The sequence below is a fragment of the Shimia gijangensis genome, assembly GCF_900142085.1.
In the GTDB taxonomy this organism is placed as follows: Bacteria; Pseudomonadota; Alphaproteobacteria; order Rhodobacterales; family Rhodobacteraceae; genus Shimia; species Shimia gijangensis.
In genome coordinates this window covers 41,706-59,593 of record NZ_FQZQ01000012.1, presented here as the reverse complement: position 1 = coordinate 59,593, position 17,888 = coordinate 41,706, and the positions used below count along the sequence as shown (strand labels likewise).

The window sequence follows — 17,888 nt, the reverse complement described above, 5'->3', positions numbered from 1 at the left end:
AACAGGAAACAACCATGCCCAACAGCATAACACCCGACAACATGCCACAGCGCACTGTCGTGCAGTTCAATTGCACCGGTCAGGCCGTGGGCAAAATGCGCAACGATCTGGACGTGCGCATGGTCAAGCCCTTTGAAGAGCGGTTTGAGCTGGCCACCGATGAGGGCGCATTCCATGGCGGAGACGCCAGCGCACCGCCGCCGCTGGCGTTGTTCGTAGGCGGGCTCACCGGATGCATCATGACCCAGATTCGTGCCTTTGCCAAAAGACTGAACGTGGCGCTTGCGGACTTAAAGGTCGATGTACGCGTGCAATGGGATTGGGAAGCCAAGGGAAAGGTTTATGAAACCGGTCCAAGGTCCTTTGAAATAGACATTTTTCTCGATAGCGATGATCCACTTGAAGCCCAGCTGGCGCTGATCGAGGCCGCCAAAAAAGGTTGTTTTATTGAACAAACCCTCGGGCAAAAAAACAAAATTACCCATCGTTTGCGGCAGGATGACGAATGGGTCGCGGTAGACTGACTTGCGCCTCAGCGGCGAGGGCGTCACTCTGACACCATGAGCGATCCAACAGATAGCCCACGCTTTAGACTGCGTCTTGTGTTTGGCCCCGACGAATGGATGGGGCCGGGTAAGGCCGAGTTGTTGGAACACATCGAACAGACGGGTTCTATTTCGGCGGCGGGACGGGCCATGGGCATGAGTTACAAACGCGCGTGGCAGTTGGTTGATACTATGAATGCCATGTTTCGCACCCCGCTTGTCCAAAGCTCTCGTGGTGGGGCAAAGGGTGGCGGCGCTGTACTGACTGACGCCGGGCAGGTTGTTCTGGCTGAATTTCGTGCGCTCGAAGACACCGCCCGAGCCGCCGGCGCCAAGCACATTGAGCGACTTCAGGAAATGCTGACCGATATTCCTGACGGAAAATAACGCTTGCCGGTGACCCCGCAAAAGCGTTATATCCATCGGGAAATATCGAGGCTTGCAGAGAATGATCTCGTCTATTGGTTGGAGTAAAGCGATCAAGGGGGCAGTTTGCGCCTGCTTTGTCATGCCTGTGACGCTCTGGGCCGACACTCTAACCGTGTTTGCGGCCTCAAGCTTGAAAACCGCACTGGATGAGGTCGCAGTGGCTTTTGCCGAAACCTCCAACCACAGCGTGACGATCTCATATGCAGGGTCTTCGGCCTTGGCACGGCAAATTCAATTGGGCGCCCCTGCGGATGTGTTCATTTCAGCCAATGTCGGATGGATGGATACGCTTGAGGCCGATGGATTGATCGAAGTTTCAACGCGGTATGATCTTGTGGGTAATCGACTGGTTATGATCGCTCCTGTCGACAGTGCAGCCCCTTTGGATGTGACCCAAGCTGGTGCATTGACGGAACGGCTGCAAGGCAAACCAATTGCCATGGCATTGATTCAGGCTGTGCCAGCGGGCATCTACGGCAAAGAGGCTTTGCAGCATCTTGGTCATTGGCAAGGCCTGAATGGCAACATCGCCCAAATGGACAATGTGCGCGCGGCGCTGGCGTTGGTTTCTGCAGGCGAAACGCCCTTGGGCATCGTCTATGCCTCTGATGCACTGGCGGATAAAAATGTGGCGGTTGTGGCCGATATCCCGACGTCATCACATGCGCCCATCGTTTATCCCGCCGCTGGAACTTCCGGCGGCAACATCTCACTATCAAACGTTTTTCTCAAGTTTCTGAAAACCCCCGCCCCGCAAGCCATCTTTGCCGCGCAAGGATTTCTTATGGCTGGGAATTAGACCATGGATTGGCTGGGACCAGAAGAATGGCAGGCTGTGGTCTTGTCCCTACGGGTTGCGTTTTGGGCAACTCTGGCGGGTTTGCCGCTTGGCATATTTGTGGCCTATGCGTTGGCCCGGTGGGAGTTTCCCGGCAAACAAATTTTGAACGGAATTGTGCATCTCCCGCTGATCCTGCCGCCGGTTGTAACAGGTTATCTTCTTCTGATGACATTTGGCACACGCGGGCCTGTGGGCGGTTTCCTCCAAGACATCGGCATCGTCTTGGCCTTTCGCTGGACCGGGGCGGCTTTGGCCGCGGGTGTCATGGCATTCCCTTTGATGGTGCGCGCCATGCGCCTGTCGATCGAAGCGGTTGACCCCAAACTGGAACAGGCCGCCGCCACCCTTGGGGCCTCACGCCTTTGGATTTTTGCCACCGTGACCCTGCCAATGATCCTGCCCGGTATCATCACCGGCGCCATTCTGGCCTTTGCCAAGGCGATGGGGGAATTTGGCGCCACCATTACTTTCGTGTCCAATATTCCCGGCAAGACCCAAACGCTGCCTTCGGCGATCTATGCCTTTTTGCAGGTGCCGGGCGGCGAAAACTCTGCCATGCGCTTGGTGCTGGTGTCAGTCGTCATTGCGATGGCGGCCTTGCTGCTGTCTGAAATTCTGGCACGTCGCGTGGCCAAACGGGTTGGGGGTGCATGATGCTGAGCGTATCCCTACAGCACCGCCTCGATGCGCTTGAACTGGATGTCAGCTTTGAGGCCTCTCCCGGTTTGACGGTTCTTTTTGGCGGTTCCGGGTCCGGTAAAACCACCATAATCAACGCGGTGGCGGGTCTTTTGCGCCCGGATCAGGGTCGGATTTCGGTCAACGGCCAAGTTTTGTGCGACACCCATCAGCGCCTCTGGCTGCCGCCGCATCGCCGCCGCCTTGGGTATGTATTTCAAGAGGGCCGCCTGTTTCCACACCTGTCCGTGCGCCAAAATCTGCGCTTTGGTCAGTGGTTCGCCCCCAAGGATGCTCCGCGCGAAGATATGACCCGCGTGGTCGACATGTTAGGCATCGGCCCCCTGCTCGAACGCCGCCCCGGCGCGCTTTCGGGCGGCGAGAAGCAACGCGTCGCGATTGGCCGCGCCTTGCTGGCGAGTCCCCGCCTGATCCTCGCCGACGAACCCCTGGCTGCCTTGGATGAGGCACGAAAAGCAGAAATCCTGCCCTATTTTGAACGGCTTCGCGACGAAAGCGATGTTCCGATCCTCTATGTCAGCCACTCGGCTGCCGAAGTCGCTCGACTGGCCACCACCATTGTGGCGCTCGAAGGTGGCAAGGTGGTGCGTCAAGGTTCGGCGATTGAGGTTCTGGGTGATCCGATGTTCACCCCATCCGGCGTGCGCGCCGTGGGGGCGGTGATCGAGGCGCAGGTGGTCGGCCATCATGACGACGGGCTGAGCGAACTTGATGCCAAGGGTGCATCATTGTTCCTCCCCCGCGTTCCTCAGCAAATCGGTGCGCCGGTCCGGGTGCGCATTGCCGCACAGGACGTGATGCTGTCTTTGACCAGACCAGAAGGCATTTCGGCACTGAATATCCTGAAAGGTCGAATCTCTCAGATACGTGCAGGTGACGGCCCCGGTGCAATCGTGTCGCTGGATACCAACGCGGGGCGGGTGCTGGCGCGCCTGACACGGCGCTCTGTCACCGCCATGTCCCTTGCCGAGGACCTCGAAGTTTACGCTGTGGTCAAAACCGTCTCGATCGCGCCGCAGGACGTCGGGGGCTAAGTCTTGGGCCCGGCCGTTTTGCCATGACGTTTGCTGTGGTGCGGAGCAACCCGATCACGATATTTCGGAGTGAGTTCCAGAGGCGCGTCGTTTTCGTCATAGATGCCGATCATCACACCACGCCCACCGCTTTTGCTGCGCATCTCCAGCAATTGTTCTTCGGACCGTGTGGTGCGCTGTGCTGCGCGGCGTGTCCAGGTGAACAGATGGTCATACATCTTTGAAATCACAGTGGAATGCGCGTTGCTGTCGCCCAGATCAACCAACTCTTGCGGATCGTTTTCCAGATCAAACAGGATCGGGCGAAACCCGCCTTCGCAATGGATCATCTTCCACTTTTTGTTGGCAATCATGAACGTCACCGCGTCACGCACATCGGCGTTTAACTTGGTCGCAATGGGCGAGCCGGAATAGTCGTATTCGCAGATCACAAAGTCGCGCAACGTGTCCTGACGCGCGCCATGCAGGATCGGCAACAGCGACTCGCCTTCAAGAATATGTCCCGGCACTTTGCCGCCGGCCACTTCGACAAAGGTGGGGGCCAGATCGATGCTTTCGACCAAGGCGTCGCAAACCGTACCGCGCGTGGCATCAGCCTCGGGCGAGGGATCATAGATGATCAATGGCACACGGGTGGCGGCATCCTGAAAGAACGTCTTTTCGCCCATCCAATGGTCGCCCAGAAAATCCCCATGATCCGAGGTTAACACAATCATCGTGTCGTCCATCCGGCCGGTGTCTTCAAGCCAATTAAACAGCACACCCATCTGATCGTCGATCTGTTTGATCAGGCCCATATAGGCCGGGATCACCGCGTCGCGCACATGTTGTTCGCTAAACGCCTTGCCGACCTTGGTGTCCATAAACGCCTTTAATACAGGATGTGCCTGATCGCGTTCCGCGTCTGAGCGTACCACTGGCAAAACATGCTCGGGGCCGTATATCGACGCATAGGGTTCTGGCACGATATAGGGCCAATGCGGTTTTATGTAACTCAGATGGCAGCACCAAGGCCCATCCTGACGGGCCATGAAATCCATACCGCGACGGGTCAGGTAAGGGGTCTCGGAATCGTCTTCTTCGATATTGGCGGGTTGATTGGAATATTTCAGGAACCATCCCGACAGCACGTTGCCCTCATCATCCAGTCCCGAATTGGCAAAGTCATGCCAAGGATTGTCCGAGTCATAGCCCTTTTCACGTAGGTATTCGTTGTATTTCAACGCACCGCCATTGTCATAAAACCCGTCCGGGCCCTCGGGGCGCATACCGTCATCGCGTTCAAAAACGTCAAATCCGCATTCCGCAACGCGTGCGCCAATAATGCTGTCCGGCTCCAACCCCAACCGCGCCATGCCTTCGGCGTCGGCCTTCATGTGGGTTTTCCCAACCAGCCAGCAGCCCATGCCATTGTCACGCAGATGATCCCCCATCGTACGCTCGCCGACCTTAAGCGGGATGTTGTTCCAGCTGGCCCCATGCGAATGCACATAGCGCCCGGTATAGGTTGACATGCGCGACGAGCCACAAATCGGTGACTGAATATAGGCGCGGTCAAATCGCACGCCTTTGGACGCCAGGCGATCAATATGAGGGGTCTGCAGGTGGGGGTGGCCATAACAGCTCAGGTAATCCCAGCGCAGCTGGTCGAACATGATAAACAGGATGTTCTTTGCTTTGGTCATGATGTCCCCCGTTTGGTTGAACCAACTATGTTGGCAACTAGGGGTGGAAATCCAGTGAAAGTTGATTAACTAAGCAATTAATTTTTTGCCGTACGGCCAAGCAATTCAGCGTTTGCGGATCAGATAGATATCCATGATCCAGCCATGCTGCTCGCGTGCCTCAGCGCGGGTCTGGATGATTTCCGGCCCAATGGTGGCCAGTTCGCCTGCCAGCAGGATCTGTCCCGGCATGCCCACATAGGCCCCCCACCAGATGTCATAGCCTTCTGGTGCAAGGCTCTGGAATGAGTTTTCTCCGTCCAGCATGACGGCAATTGTGTCGACACCCTCGGGCCAGCCAAAGTCGCGCAAGCGGCGCCCCGTAGTGATCTGCACCGGCGCGCCAAGCGTGTTAAGAGGGATCGCATGTGCGGCAGTCAGCATTTGCAAACTGGTGATGCCCGGCACAACCTGCACATCGATCTCAAGTCCCTGGGCCAACAGCCGGTCGGCAATACGCAAGGTGCTGTCGTACAGCGAAGGGTCGCCCCAGACCATCAGGGCAATATGGCCGTCTTTGGGCGCGTGGGCATCGATCAGACCGCCCCAGATTGTTGCCAATGCGTCGTGCCATGTGTTGACGCCATCCAGATATTTGGGCGTGTCTGCATCGCGCACCGGATAGTCAAACTCAACGATCTTCGGCTGGGTTTTCAGGACGTCCGAGGCGATCATCCGGCGCAGATCGGCCAATTCGGTTTTGGCATCACCCTTGCGAGGCAGCAGGATGATGTCAGCGCTTTCCAGAACACGGATCGCCTGCAGGGTCAGATGTTCCGGGTTACCAGATCCAATACCGACAAGGGAAAGCTGAAACATGAGGACGCCTCCGGCGGGAGTATTTAGGGCAAGATGAAGATCAGGGACTTTCGGCCAGTTCGCCAAACAGGATCAGTCCCGGAGCGGTTGAGATTTCCTGGGACAGCTGAGTGGCCAGGTCTTCCATAGTGGTGCGTTGCAGAGTTTGATCAGGGTGGCTGACGTTTTCGGCCAGCAATGCAGGGCAATCGCGGCGCAGGCCGGTTTCGAACAGCTTTTCCGCCAGCGCCGGAAAGGTGCGTTTGGGCATGAACAATACCGTGGTCGCACCGGGATCCGCAAGGCTTTGCAAGTGCAGATCACCGGGCAGGGCACCAGCCACATCGTGACCCGTAACAAACTGGACGCGGCGCGCCATCAGGCGGCGCGTGAGCGGGATTTGCGCGGCGGCAGCGGCGGCACAGGCCGAGGTGACACCGGGAATGACTTCGAATTTGATGCCGGCTTCGGTGAGCGCGGTGATCTCTTCTTCGAGGCGGCCAAAGATGCCCGCATCGCCGGATTTCAGACGCACCACATGCGCGCCGGTCTGGGCGTACTCAACAAGCAGGCGGCTGACGTGGTCTTGCTTGGGCGAGGGGCGTCCGGCGCGTTTGCCGACACCGACGAGATCAGCGTCGGGGGAGGCGTGTTCGAGGATCGGGCCAGAGGAGAGGTCATCGAACAGGATGGCGCCTGCCTTTTTCAACCGATCAACGGCTTTCAGGGTCAACAACTCGGGGTCGCCCGGACCGGAACTTACAAAACTGACGAAACCGCTCATGTGCTTGCCTCTGCGATCAGGTGAAAGAATGTGCCGGTGGTGTTGACGCGGATCGAGCCCGTCTCAGGCACCGGATTGCCGTCGGCATCGCCCACTTGCGCCAGCGGCGCGTCGGGTTCTTCCAGAATGGTGGAATAGTGAAACTCGTGGCCCCGCAGGCGCGCGCCACGGCCAAATCCCGGCATCGGCGCCATCAGGGAAGCCTGACGATACCCAAGGTGGAATTTCCTTTTTTCGTAAGAGGTTACAAGACCAAGCAAACCTGCCATTTGGTGGCGCGTGCCGTCTTTGTCGATCAGAACCTCTCCCAATGCCATGTAGCCCCCGCATTCACCATGCACCGGTTTTGTCTCGGCGTGTTTACGAAGCCCCGTCAGATAGTTAGAGGCCGCAGCCAATGTGCCTGCGTGCAATTCCGGATATCCGCCGGGCAGCCACACCAAATCAGCATCTGCCGCCGGAGCCTCATCCGCCAAAGGCGAAAACGGCAAGATTTCTGCGCCGGCATTGCGCCAACCTGTCAGGACATGTGGATAGGTGAAACTGAACGCCGCGTCCTGTGCCAGAGCGATGCGTTGTGCAGGCGGTTTGGGCAGGAGGCCGGTCGCCGCAGGGCCCGCTTTGGCAGCCGCCTTGATCGCCTCCAGATCGACGTTTTCACGCAGGAAGGCGGCATAGCCTTTGATGGCTTGTTCCAGATCAGGATGTTCAACCGCTTGGATCAGCCCCAAATGGCGTTCCGGCAGGGCGAGGTCGCCGCGGCGCGGCAGTACGCCCAGAACCTTGACGCCCGCATGATCCATACCCAGACGGGCCAGCCGCTCGTGGCGCGGCGAGGCGCAGCGGTTCAGGATCACACCAGCAAAAGGCAGATCGCGATTGTACGCTTTGAAACCCAGTGCCGTGGCAGCAGCAGATTGTGCCTGACCGCCCACATCAATCACCAACACCACAGGCCAGCCCATTTTGAGCGCGGTTTCCGCCGAGGAGCCAAAGCCGCTTTCGCCGCGTGTGGCCACCCCGTCAAACAGGCCCATGGAACCCTCGGAGATGATGATGTCGGCACCGGCAGATTGCTCGGAAATGCCACCAATCAAGGTTTCATTCATCGCCCATGTGTCGATGTTGAACGACGGGCGGCCCGCAGCGGCGCGATGAAATGCCGGGTCGATATAGTCAGGGCCGGATTTGAATGGCTGCACGTTCAGGCCATCTTCGGCCAAGGCCCGCAACAGACCCAGCATCACGGTTGTTTTTCCGGTGCCCGACGAAGGCGCAGAAATCAAAAGTCCGGGGGCAGTTGCTTTAGTCATCGCCGTGTCTCCAGCTGGACCATGGGCTATCGGCGGTTTGCGGACGATAGCGGCGGTCATATTCGCTGGCATAAAGACAGCTTTCGTCAAATCCTTCGCCCGCCAACGCAGGCCCCACAAGGATCAGCGCGGTGCGGGTGATGTTTTCGGTTACATCGTCTTTGAGATGCGCCAGATCGGTGCGGATCACCTGTTGATCGGGCCAGCTGGCGCGATACACAACTGCCACAGGGCAATTCGCGCCATAGGCCGGGGTCAGATCGGCAATCACATTGTCCAGATTGCCAATCGACAGATGGATCGCCAGCGTTGCGCCGGTGGCAGCAAAGTTTGTGAGCGTCTCCCCCTCGGGCATTGTCGAGGCACGCCCCGGTGTCCGGGTGAGGATCACCGATTGCGCCAACCCTGGCAGGGTCAGTTCGGTCTGCAAAGCCGCTGCGGCAGCGGCAAAACTTGGCACGCCGGGGGTGACGGACACATCGATGCCTTCCGCTTTTAAGCGGCGGATTTGCTCGCCCATGGCGGACCAGACCGAAAGGTCGCCGGAATGCAGGCGCGCCACATCCTGCCCCGCGTCATGCGCGGCTTTGCATTCCAGGATGATTGCATCCAGATCCAAAGGGGCCGTGTTGATGACCTTGGCGCTGTCCGGGCAATGGGCGAGGATTTCCTCGGGTACCAGTGAACCTGCGTATAAACACACCGGGCACGCCGCGATCAGGTCGCGCCCACGCAGGGTAATCAGGTCGGCAGCGCCCGGTCCGGCACCAATGAAATGCACGGTCATACGCGCGGTCCTTTTGCGATGGCACAGGTCGCCATTCTGTCGGGCGAAACCTGTCGTGTCGTCAGTAATTCGGCTTGTGGCCCAGCCGCAACCAGAGCGCAAGCCTCGGCCACGCTGCCAGTGCCGCGATGACTTTGGCTAACCTCTGAAAGGGTCGTGGTTTCGACGGCTTGCAGCGCCTCATCCTGGACCGGTTGCACGGGCAAAGACATCTCTCTCGCAAGGGTCTGCAGACACTCTGCGAAGGCCTTGTCGACAGGGGCCGCCAGCATTTCAACGCCCTTTGGAGCCGTGGCCGTCAGGGCGGCACGCAACGATGCCACGGTCGCGGTTCTGCGAAATCCAAACCCGGCCACGATCATTTCACAACGCTCCATTGCACAATCGGATAGGAGGATTTCCAGCCACGTTTGCGCCCCAAAGGATGCGAGGCCGCCAGTTCAACGCGAAGCATCTCTCCGCCTTTGGCCTCATGCCAGTTGGCCAGCAGAACTTCGGCTTCAAGAGTCACTGCGTTAGCCACCAGTCGTGCGCCATTGGGCATTGCGGCCCAAACAGTTTCCAACATGTCCTGACTGATCCCACCGCCAATGAAAACTGCATCAGGGGTGGCCAGATCGCTCAGAGCTTCGGGAGCGCTGCCTGTGACGACGTTCAGACGATCCACACCCAACCGCGCGGCATTTTCGCGGATACGGTCCGCGCGCTCCGGGTTGATTTCCACGGCACTGGCCGAGGTCGTTGGATGCGCCCACAACCATTCGATCCCGATGGATCCCGATCCCCCGCCAATGTCCCAAAGGTGTTCGCCGGGGCGGGGCGCAAGCGCCGACAAGGTCAATGCCCGCACGGGCCGTTTTGTGATCTGGCCGTCATTGTCGAACAGGTCGTCAGGACGTCCTGCAGTCAGGGGGATAACGGCCCCGTGGCCTGCAACATCTATGCCAATACAAACCGGATGCTGAATGTCTTCAAATTCAAGAGTGTCTGCCTTGGTCTGCCGCACCTTTTGACGGGGCCCACCAAGGGCTTCGAGTATATGTACCGTCGAAGGTCCAAAGCCTTCAGTGCTCAGCCACGCACAAATCTCAGCAACCGCCTTGCCGTCGCGCAGCGTCGCCAATATGCGTTGACCGTCAAACAGTTGCGGTCTGATCCTGGCATATGGCGCGGCGTGCAATCCTGCAATCACAGTGTTTTCTAAGGCCCAGCCCAACGCGGACGCGGCTAGCCCAAAGGTTGAGGGCGACGGCAAGGCCAGCCATTCCCCGGTCTGCAAATGTTTGGTCACGCTGCTGCCCGCGCCAAACCAGAACGGATCGCCCGAGGCGAGCATCACCACGCGCTTGCCTTTCTGTGACAGCAGTAGAGGGATGCCTTCTGCGAATGGCACGGGCCATGTGACGGTGTGGGCCGTCAATTCCGGCAGCAATGCCAGATGCCGTGCTGCCCCCATGACGATTTCTGCCTTTTCCAGCGCCTCACGGCTTGCAGGCGACAGGCCATCCGGTCCATCTTCGCCCAAACCGACAATGGTCAGCCACGGAGTCTCAGACATGGGTGCCAACCTCCTTGTTCTTGGCGGCACAACCGAAGCCACCGCCTTGGCGCGGGCCCTGGCCGAGCGGAGCGTTCAGGCGACCTTTTCTTATGCAGGGCGCGTTGAAACCCCGCGTCCGCAACCCATTCCCCATCGTGTCGGGGGCTTTGGCGGGGTCGACGGACTGGCCACCTACCTGAGCGACCATAACATCACCCATGTGATTGACGCCACACACCCTTTTGCCGCGCAGATGAGCTGGAATGCGTTTCATGCCTGTCGGCAAACAGGCACGCCGTTGCTGGCATTGACGCGCGCGCCTTGGGGTGCTCAAACCGGAGACAACTGGCGCCATGTGCCGGACATGACAGGCGCCGTTGCAGCCCTTGATGGTTCGGCCCAACGCGTCATGCTGGCGCTGGGTCGCCTTCATATGGATGCCTTTGCCGCGCAGCCCCAACACCATTATGTCCTGCGGCTTGTTGATGCGCCCAAGATTGCACCGGCGGTGCCGCATCACACGGTCGTGGTGGCGCGTGGCCCGTTTAGCGTCGTTGGCGACACTGCGCTGTTCAAACAGCACAACATCGACATGGTGGTCTGCAAAAACGCAGGCGGGGCCGGTGCCGAGGCCAAGCTGCACGCTGCACGCGCCTTGGGCCTGCCGGTTGTGATGATCGACCGGCCTGACTTGCCCACCCGCGATAACGTGGCGACGGTTGAAGGTGTGTTTGACTGGTTGGAAGGGAACTAAGTCTTCCCTGGGTCGCTTGCGGCCCGGGATACACCCGCCCGCGCCCCAGGCGGGCGCATTCGCAGCCCCCTCGGGCGCGCGCATCCCTGAAAATCTCATACGTCCTTCACCGATCGCGGCGTGTACACCAGCGGCGTCCCGTCGCGTTCAATAATCCGTGTTGTAGACGACCCCAGCAACACGACGGTCCGCATATCCGCCATATCCTCGGTCACCTCATCCAACGGCACGATCCGGATGGTTTGGTCCGGGCGGGACACATTGCGGGCAAATATCATCGGGCGGCTGTCACCACAGGCGTCTCGCAGCGCTTTCAACGCCTTGCCAAAACCTTCGGGGCGCGATTTTGAGCGTGGATTGTAAAACGCCATGGCAAAATCGGCCTCGGCCGCAAGGCGCAGGCGCTTTTCAATCAACGCCCACGGTTTCATGTTGTCGCTGAGGTTGATGGCGCAGAAATCATGGCCCAAAGGCGCGCCACAAGCCGCTGCCGCGGCCAGCATCGCTGTGATCCCCGGCAACACCCGGATGTCCAGATCGCGCCACGCAGGCGCGCCATGTTCCACCGCTTCCAGAACAGCTGCGGCCATCGCGAAAACACCGGGATCACCTGATGAAACCACCACCACGCGTTTGCCTTCGCTGGCCATTTCCAATGCATGGCGCGAGCGGTCAATCTCAACCCGGTTGTCTGATGCGTGCAGTGTCAGACCCTCGCGGGGGTCAATGCGGGCCACATAGGGGATGTAGCCGACAATATCCGTCGCTTCGGCCAATGCATCCTGCACTTCAGGCGTGACCAGCGCATCATTGCCCGGCCCGAGACCCGCGATGACAACCCAGCCTGTCACGGGCGCCGCCCCTGACCATGCACCACGATGATCGAGAAATAGGGTGTCACTTTTTCGGTCATTTCGGACAGTTTGCACATGCTTTGGTTGGGCATGGTGGCAAATTGCACAATCCATGCGTCGTCAAATTTGCCCGCCACCTTCAGCGCGCGCACCACTTTGTCGAAATTGCGCCCGATCTTCATCACCACCAGCGCGTCGGTGTCATCCATGTGCCGCACAAGGTCTTTTTCCTCAAGCGTGCCCATCAGCACGGTCAGCACATCATCACCCCATGTGATCGGCTGACCTGTGGCGGTCCAGGCCCCACTCATGCCGGTGATGGCCGGGACAACCTCAACTGGGACCACCTCGTTCAGGCGGGTATAAAGATGCATGAAGGACCCATAGAAAAACGGATCACCCTCGCAAAGCACCACGATATCTTCGCCGGATTCAACCAAAGTGCGCAGATGGGCTGCGACCTCGGCATAAAACGCCGACAGGATTTCATTGTAACGCGGATCAGTGACCGGAATTTCGGTGGTTACCGGATATTCCATCGGAAATTCAATCACGCCCTCGGGCAACAGGCTGTCGACCATTTTACGGGCCTGACCTTTGCGGCCCGCCTTGCGGAAATAGGCCACGTGTTTGGCACCCGTCAGCAGACGATGCGCCTTAACGCTCATCAGATCGAGATCGCCGGGGCCAAGCCCAAGGCCATAGATTTTTCCCATAGTCATTCCTTACGGCTCGCGATGGCATTGATGGCAGCGACGGTCATGGCAGAGCCACCCAGACGGCCTTCGACGATCATGCAGGGCACCGGTTGATCCGCCCAGAGCGCATCCTTGCTTTCACGCGCGCCGACAAATCCCACTGGGCAGCCGATAATGGCTGCCGGACGTGGGCAGGTCGGGTCTTCGAGCATGTTCAACAGATGAAACAGCGCCGTGGGCGCATTGCCAATGGCGACTATTGCGCCCCCCAGCTTGTCGCGCCAATGTTCCAGCGCAGCGGCCGAACGTGTGTTGCCCATTTTGGCGGCCAGTTCGTGAATGCCATCCGCGTGCAACGTGCAGATCACCTCGTTGTCGGCGGGCAGACGGGGGCGGGTGACACCGCCTGACACCATGCGCGCGTCACAAAAAATCGGTGCGCCATCTTCCATCGCCCTGCGGGCGGTGGCCACCATACCGGGGGTGAATTTGACGTGGCTCTCAAGCCCCACCATGCCCGCGGCATGGATCATGCGGACCACAACCTGTTCTTCGTCCTTGTCAAAACCACCCAAGGCGGCCTCGCGGCGGATGGTGGCAAAGCTTTCGTCATAGATCGCTTGTCCGTTTTGTTCGTATTCATACGGCATCAATCGTCTCCGATGCGGTCGATAAGGGTGTCAGGACTCAGGTCCGTCAGCAACGGCTCATCCCACGGCATGCCATTGCGGACAAGATCGAACTTGCCCCCCCGGCCAACAAGCGTGGTGCGGCATTTGCGGGGGCTGGCACAGCCTTTGGCGCAGCCTGAGATGTGTAAGGGGCCGTCAATGCGCCCGGCCAGTTCGCGCGCTAAAGCGCGGGTGTTGACGGACGCGGCGGTGCAATATGGCGCGCCAGGGCAGGCATTGACCTGCAACAACGGATCAGTGGCGTCGGTGATAAAGTCATCGCCCTCAACCGCTTTTGTGCCTTCCAGAAGGAACAACCGCCACGGGGTGACACGAATTGCCTCGGCTTTGGTTTGCGCCAATATCGCGCGCATCGCCCGCGCTTTGATCTGTCCAAATCCGACACCATAGACTGCGCCAAGATCATTCGCCCCGGGGCGCAGAGTCTCACGGCCCCTTGCCGGGGGCGTGTTCGACCAATCCGCCGGGAGGGTCACCTTGTCGAGATGCGCGGCCATGCGACGGTTGGCATTGCCACCTGTGCTGACAAACCAATGCGCCATCTCAAGGATCGCATCCACTGCATTGGCGCGGGTGACCGGACGTCCGTTCGCGCTGCCATCGCCGCGTAGAACGAGGTGCCCGTCAGCGTCGCGCTCAATGCGAAAATCGGCCGAGTTGTTCTGCAACATTGGGGCAGGGCCGGCATCAATCGCAAACCCCATCTTGGCGGGCAGAGGCGGCAGGTCTGCCAGACGCGCCATCAGGTCTTGGGCAATTACGTGACTGTCATCACCGGCTTGCCACAACGGCGTCATCAGAATGTTGCGGCGGCCTTCAAGGTCGGGATCATTTTCCAGCAATTGCAGTTCTGCGAGCGCCTGCAACAACGCCTCGTGGTCGTGCTCTTTGACGCCCCGGATTTGCAAATTCGCGCGGCTGGTCAGATCAATTAACCCCGACCCATAACGATCCGCCAGATCACACAGGCCGTTGATCTGTTCCGTGGTCAGCCGCGCCAACATAGGGCGCACACGCACCACCAGCCCGTCTCCCGACATCATAGGGCGATAGGCGCCGGGGCACCATCCTTTGGGATCAGGGCGGGTCATGTCAGGGGCTCCAAATCGGCGAGAATGGAATTGCGACGGGTGTTCCACAGGCCTGCCTCGTGCAGGGCGTTAAATTTCTCACGCATCGCAGCCAGCGCCTGCGGGTTCTCTCGTTCGAGAAAGGCGATGATATCTTCATCCCCAAGGGTGGCATCGTGATAGGCGTCAAACAATTGCGGCGGGACTGCGCCTGCGAGATGGGCAAAGGACGCCATGTGATCCAGTGTTGCGGCGATTTCCGCGCCGCCCCTGAACCCGTGCCGCATCATACCCGCCAGCCAGTCTGGATTGGTGGCGCGCGCATGCACCACGCGGGCGATTTCCTCGGGCAGGCTGCGCGCACGCGGGCTGTCGGGGTTGGTATTGTCGACGTGATAAAGCGCGGCTTCCTTGCCGCCCGTGATCTTTTGTGCGGCGGCAAAACCGGCCTCATGGGCGGCATAATCACTGGCCAGCAACAGGTCGGTTTCAGGCATATCTTGCAGATGCACAAAACTGTCGGCTTCGGCGACGCGTTCAGTGATCCCGGCGCGGTCACGGGTCGGCACATCGCTATCGAGCGCAAAAGACGATGCCGCCAGCCACGCTTCTCCGGCCTGTTTGCGCCCTTCGTCGGAATAATCTTCCAGACTGTGTCCCATGCCCAAACCATAGCTGCCCGGCGCAGGTCCATAGACGCGTGGTGCGGTGACCCGGCCCGCAAAGGGATTCCAGTCTGCGGCCTCGTCCCGTTCTGCCAAGGCCTTAACGGCTTGAGTGTAGAGCGCAGACAGGGTCGGAAACACGTCGCGGAACAGGCCCGAGACGCGCAGCGTCACGTCGATCCGGGGACGTTCTAACAAGGTGATCGGCAGGACTTCCACACCACTCACCCGCTCGCTGCCTTCGTCCCAGACAGGTTTTGCCCCCAACAGATGCAGCGCCATGGCAAATTCTTCGCCGGCCGTGCGCATGGTGGCGGACCCCCAAAGGTCGACAATCAGGTTTTTGGGGTAATCGCCCTCATCCTGCAAATGGCGGCGCACCAGTTCTTCGGCCAGCTTCACACCTTGGGCATAAGCCGCGCGAGTTGGCACAGAGCGTGGGTCGGTGGTGAACAGATTGCGCCCGGTCGGCAACACATCCGTGCGCCCGCGATACGGCGACCCGGACGGGCCCGCCGCAATGCGTTTGCCCGCCAATGCATCCAACAATCCATTGCGCTCAGATGCAGCAGATGGTCCAACATCAAAGCTGCCAGCAACTTCGGGCGTGCGCCCATAGATATGCAAACCGTCGCCAAACTGGCTTTCCTTGATGTCACAAACAAATGTGTCGATGCGGGTGATCGTTTCCGCCAGCGACGTCGCCGCATCCAACCCCAGTTCCTCGCTCAACCCCAAGGCCTGCGCCTCATCGCGGATATCTTCCTGCAGCCGGTCGCGCCGTTTTGGGTCCAGACCATCTGCGTTTGAAAATTCGTCCAGAATGCCTTCGAGACGGGCAAACCTTTGGGGTGTCGCACTGGCTTTCAGGGGCGGTGGAACATGGCCCAGCGTCAATGCGCCAATGCGGCGTTTGGCCTGTGCGGCCTCGCCGGGGTCGTTGACGATGAACGGATAAATCACGGGCAGATCACCGATCAGGGCCTCGGGCCAGCAGTCATCTGACAAGGCCACCGATTTGCCCGGCAGCCATTCGAGCGTGCCATGTGCCCCGACGTGGATCAGCGCATCAACGCTCTGCGATTGCCGCAGCCATAGATAAAAGGCCACATAGGCATGGCGTGGCGTGCGGCTGAGGTCGTGGTATTCGTCATCGCGCGCCTCGGGCGTGCCGCGTTCGGGTTGCAGGGCCACCAGCGCCTTGCCGCGTTTTGTGGCGGCAAAATGAAAGGCGCCGTCATGAAAGGCCGGATCGTCCTCGGGGGTGCCCCATGTCTCGGTCAGATCATCGCGCAGGGATGGGGGCAGGGTGGTTAGGGCCGCCTTGTAGGCATCCAAACTCCACGAAACCGTCTCATTTAACAGGGCATCGCTCAGGTTATTATCCTGATCCGCATCGCGATTTTTTGTTTGATAACCCGCCGCGCCCAAATCTCTCAGCATCGCTTCAACGCTTGCCAGCGGGTCCAATCCCACCGCATGCGCCATGTTCCAGTCTCGCCCGGGATAGGTCGACAGCACAAACACCGGGCGCTTGTCTGGTGCGGGTGTTGCCGCAAGCCGCACCCAGCCCGCCACGTGATCGGCCACGGCCCTGATCCGTGCAGGTTGCGCCCTATGCGCCACCCGTGCGAATTCCAGCGCCTCATCCCGCGCGTCCGCTTCTTTGAAGGACGCAACTCCTGCAAACAGACGTCCATCCACCTCGGGCAGCACCACATGCATCGCCAGGTCGGCAGGCGACAAGCCGCGCTCTGCCTCGGCCCATGCCTCCTCAGACGATGTCGCCAACGCCACCTGAAACACTGGCGCGCCCGACACATCCAATGGCGACACACCATCGTTGCCTTTGCCAGAAAACGCCGTGGCATTCACAATGGCCGCAGGTTTCAACGCCGCCAGCCGGATCGCGAGACAGGTCCGTGCACAAGGCGTTTTCAGGGACGGCGCAAACAGGCCAATCACATCAAAACCACGGGTTCGAAACTCGGTAAACAAGGCTTCAATCGGGTGTGTGTCCGCCGCACTCAGATAGGCGCGGTAAAACGTGATGGCGATCAACGGGCGGGACGGATCTCGCATCTTCAATGGATCACAAACACCCGTTTGCGGCGTCCATGCACCCACTTCGGGCAGGGTTTTCTTGCCCATAACGGGTTTGGCATAAAGCCCCGCCGCCAACGCCAGCTGCGCCAAGGCCGCCTGCGCCGCTACGGCCCCCCCCGTGTCACACAGATTGGTCAGTCGATGCAAAGTCGATGTCGGCAATGTCGACACTTCGTCCAGCCGCACATCGGGCCGCCCGTCCGCAGGCAACACCGCCAGCGCAATGCCCTTTTCGCGCGCCAGTACCGCGATCTGCGATATGCCATAAGACCAATAGGAAATTCCACCAATCAGACGGATCAGGATCGCCTTGGCCCCGATCAAAGTCTGTTCAATGTAAGTGTCCACAGACAGCGGATGTTTCAGGCCCGAGATATTGGCCAGCCGCAAAGTTGGCAGATCGTCCTTGCCGCGATGCCAGCCCGCCGCAAAAGCCCCAAGGTCAGAATCCGAGAACGACAAGACCACCAATTCGCCCGGGCTTTGGCCCAGATCGGTGGGGGTCTCGGTCTCTTCTAACCCATGGCTTTCACGAAAGACGACATGCATTTTGGG

Annotated in this window: 18 protein-coding genes; 6 read left to right on the top strand and 12 right to left on the bottom strand. The window is 59.6% G+C overall.

Annotated features, from left to right (window positions below; genetic code table 11):
- Positions 1-14: 14 nt before the first annotated feature.
- The 5 genes from BUC32_RS11600 to modC all read left to right on the top strand — a co-directional run bounded on the left by BUC32_RS11600 (position 15) and on the right by modC (position 3,548).
- Positions 15-524 carry an OsmC family protein gene (locus BUC32_RS11600; RefSeq protein WP_073252757.1) on the top strand — a complete coding sequence of 170 codons (510 nt, stop codon included), beginning with the start codon at positions 15-17 and terminating at the stop codon, positions 522-524.
- 36 nt (positions 525-560) lie between these two features.
- Positions 561-932, top strand: coding sequence for a winged helix-turn-helix domain-containing protein (locus BUC32_RS11595; protein WP_073252755.1), 372 nt, complete (start codon positions 561-563; stop codon positions 930-932).
- A 61-nt stretch (positions 933-993) separates the two neighbouring features.
- On the top strand, positions 994-1,773 hold the full coding sequence (gene modA / locus BUC32_RS11590) for a molybdate ABC transporter substrate-binding protein (RefSeq protein ID WP_073252753.1): 780 nt from the start codon (positions 994-996) through the stop codon (positions 1,771-1,773).
- Positions 1,774-1,776: 3 nt separating this feature from the next.
- A complete protein-coding gene (gene modB, locus BUC32_RS11585; protein ID WP_073252751.1) occupies positions 1,777-2,469 on the top strand; it encodes a molybdate ABC transporter permease subunit in 693 nt (230 codons plus the stop codon).
- Positions 2,466-3,548, top strand: a complete 1,083-nt coding sequence (modC, locus tag BUC32_RS11580) for a molybdenum ABC transporter ATP-binding protein (protein ID WP_073252749.1) — start codon at positions 2,466-2,468, stop codon at positions 3,546-3,548. Before modB ends, modC begins: the two co-directional genes overlap by 4 nt.
- Here modC and BUC32_RS11575 read toward each other — a convergent pair.
- The 7 genes from BUC32_RS11575 to cbiE all read right to left on the bottom strand — a co-directional run bounded on the left by BUC32_RS11575 (position 3,545) and on the right by cbiE (position 10,512).
- Positions 3,545-5,233, bottom strand: a complete 1,689-nt coding sequence (locus BUC32_RS11575) for a sulfatase-like hydrolase/transferase (protein ID WP_073252747.1) — start codon at positions 5,231-5,233, stop codon at positions 3,545-3,547. The genes modC and BUC32_RS11575 overlap by 4 nt on opposite strands.
- Before the next feature lie 105 nt (positions 5,234-5,338).
- Positions 5,339-6,091 carry a precorrin-6A synthase (deacetylating) gene (cobF, locus tag BUC32_RS11570; protein ID WP_073252745.1) on the bottom strand — a complete coding sequence of 251 codons (753 nt, stop codon included), beginning with the start codon at positions 6,089-6,091 and terminating at the stop codon, positions 5,339-5,341.
- Between the two features lie 40 nt (positions 6,092-6,131).
- Positions 6,132-6,854 carry a uroporphyrinogen-III C-methyltransferase gene (gene cobA, locus BUC32_RS11565; RefSeq protein WP_073252743.1) on the bottom strand — a complete coding sequence of 241 codons (723 nt, stop codon included), beginning with the start codon at positions 6,852-6,854 and terminating at the stop codon, positions 6,132-6,134.
- The gene (locus tag BUC32_RS11560) at positions 6,851-8,167 is read right to left on the bottom strand and encodes a cobyrinate a,c-diamide synthase (protein WP_073252741.1); all 1,317 of its coding nucleotides are present in this window, start codon (positions 8,165-8,167) and stop codon (positions 6,851-6,853) included. Before BUC32_RS11560 ends, cobA begins: the two co-directional genes overlap by 4 nt.
- Positions 8,160-8,954, bottom strand: coding sequence for a precorrin-4 C(11)-methyltransferase (gene cobM / locus BUC32_RS11555; protein ID WP_073252739.1), 795 nt, complete (start codon positions 8,952-8,954; stop codon positions 8,160-8,162). Before cobM ends, BUC32_RS11560 begins: the two co-directional genes overlap by 8 nt.
- Positions 8,951-9,331, bottom strand: a complete 381-nt coding sequence (locus BUC32_RS11550; RefSeq protein ID WP_245815173.1) for a cobalamin biosynthesis protein — start codon at positions 9,329-9,331, stop codon at positions 8,951-8,953. The genes cobM and BUC32_RS11550 overlap by 4 nt, the downstream gene beginning before the upstream one ends.
- A complete protein-coding gene (gene cbiE / locus BUC32_RS11545; RefSeq protein WP_073252736.1) occupies positions 9,313-10,512 on the bottom strand; it encodes a precorrin-6y C5,15-methyltransferase (decarboxylating) subunit CbiE in 1,200 nt (399 codons plus the stop codon). The genes BUC32_RS11550 and cbiE overlap by 19 nt, the downstream gene beginning before the upstream one ends.
- Here cbiE and BUC32_RS11540 point away from each other — a divergent pair.
- A complete protein-coding gene (locus tag BUC32_RS11540) occupies positions 10,511-11,248 on the top strand; it encodes a cobalt-precorrin-6A reductase (protein WP_175556928.1) in 738 nt (245 codons plus the stop codon). The two genes, cbiE and BUC32_RS11540, sit on opposite strands and share 2 nt — an antisense overlap.
- 95 nt (positions 11,249-11,343) lie before the next feature.
- Here the strand turns inward: BUC32_RS11540 and cobJ are convergent, their stop codons facing one another.
- From cobJ to cobN, 5 genes are read right to left on the bottom strand one after another with little or no spacing between them, the layout of a single operon-like run.
- Positions 11,344-12,099, bottom strand: a complete 756-nt coding sequence (gene cobJ, locus BUC32_RS11535; RefSeq protein ID WP_073252734.1) for a precorrin-3B C(17)-methyltransferase — start codon at positions 12,097-12,099, stop codon at positions 11,344-11,346.
- The gene (locus tag BUC32_RS11530) at positions 12,096-12,824 is read right to left on the bottom strand and encodes a precorrin-2 C(20)-methyltransferase (protein ID WP_073252732.1); all 729 of its coding nucleotides are present in this window, start codon (positions 12,822-12,824) and stop codon (positions 12,096-12,098) included. Before BUC32_RS11530 ends, cobJ begins: the two co-directional genes overlap by 4 nt.
- Entirely contained in the window at positions 12,821-13,450 is a 630-nt protein-coding gene (locus tag BUC32_RS11525) for a precorrin-8X methylmutase (protein ID WP_073252730.1), read from the bottom strand. Before BUC32_RS11525 ends, BUC32_RS11530 begins: the two co-directional genes overlap by 4 nt.
- The gene (gene cobG / locus BUC32_RS11520) at positions 13,450-14,583 is read right to left on the bottom strand and encodes a precorrin-3B synthase (RefSeq protein WP_073252728.1); all 1,134 of its coding nucleotides are present in this window, start codon (positions 14,581-14,583) and stop codon (positions 13,450-13,452) included. Before cobG ends, BUC32_RS11525 begins: the two co-directional genes overlap by 1 nt.
- Positions 14,580-17,882, bottom strand: a complete 3,303-nt coding sequence (gene cobN, locus BUC32_RS11515; protein ID WP_073252726.1) for a cobaltochelatase subunit CobN — start codon at positions 17,880-17,882, stop codon at positions 14,580-14,582. The genes cobG and cobN overlap by 4 nt, the downstream gene beginning before the upstream one ends.
- Between the last annotated feature and the right edge of the window lie 6 nt (positions 17,883-17,888).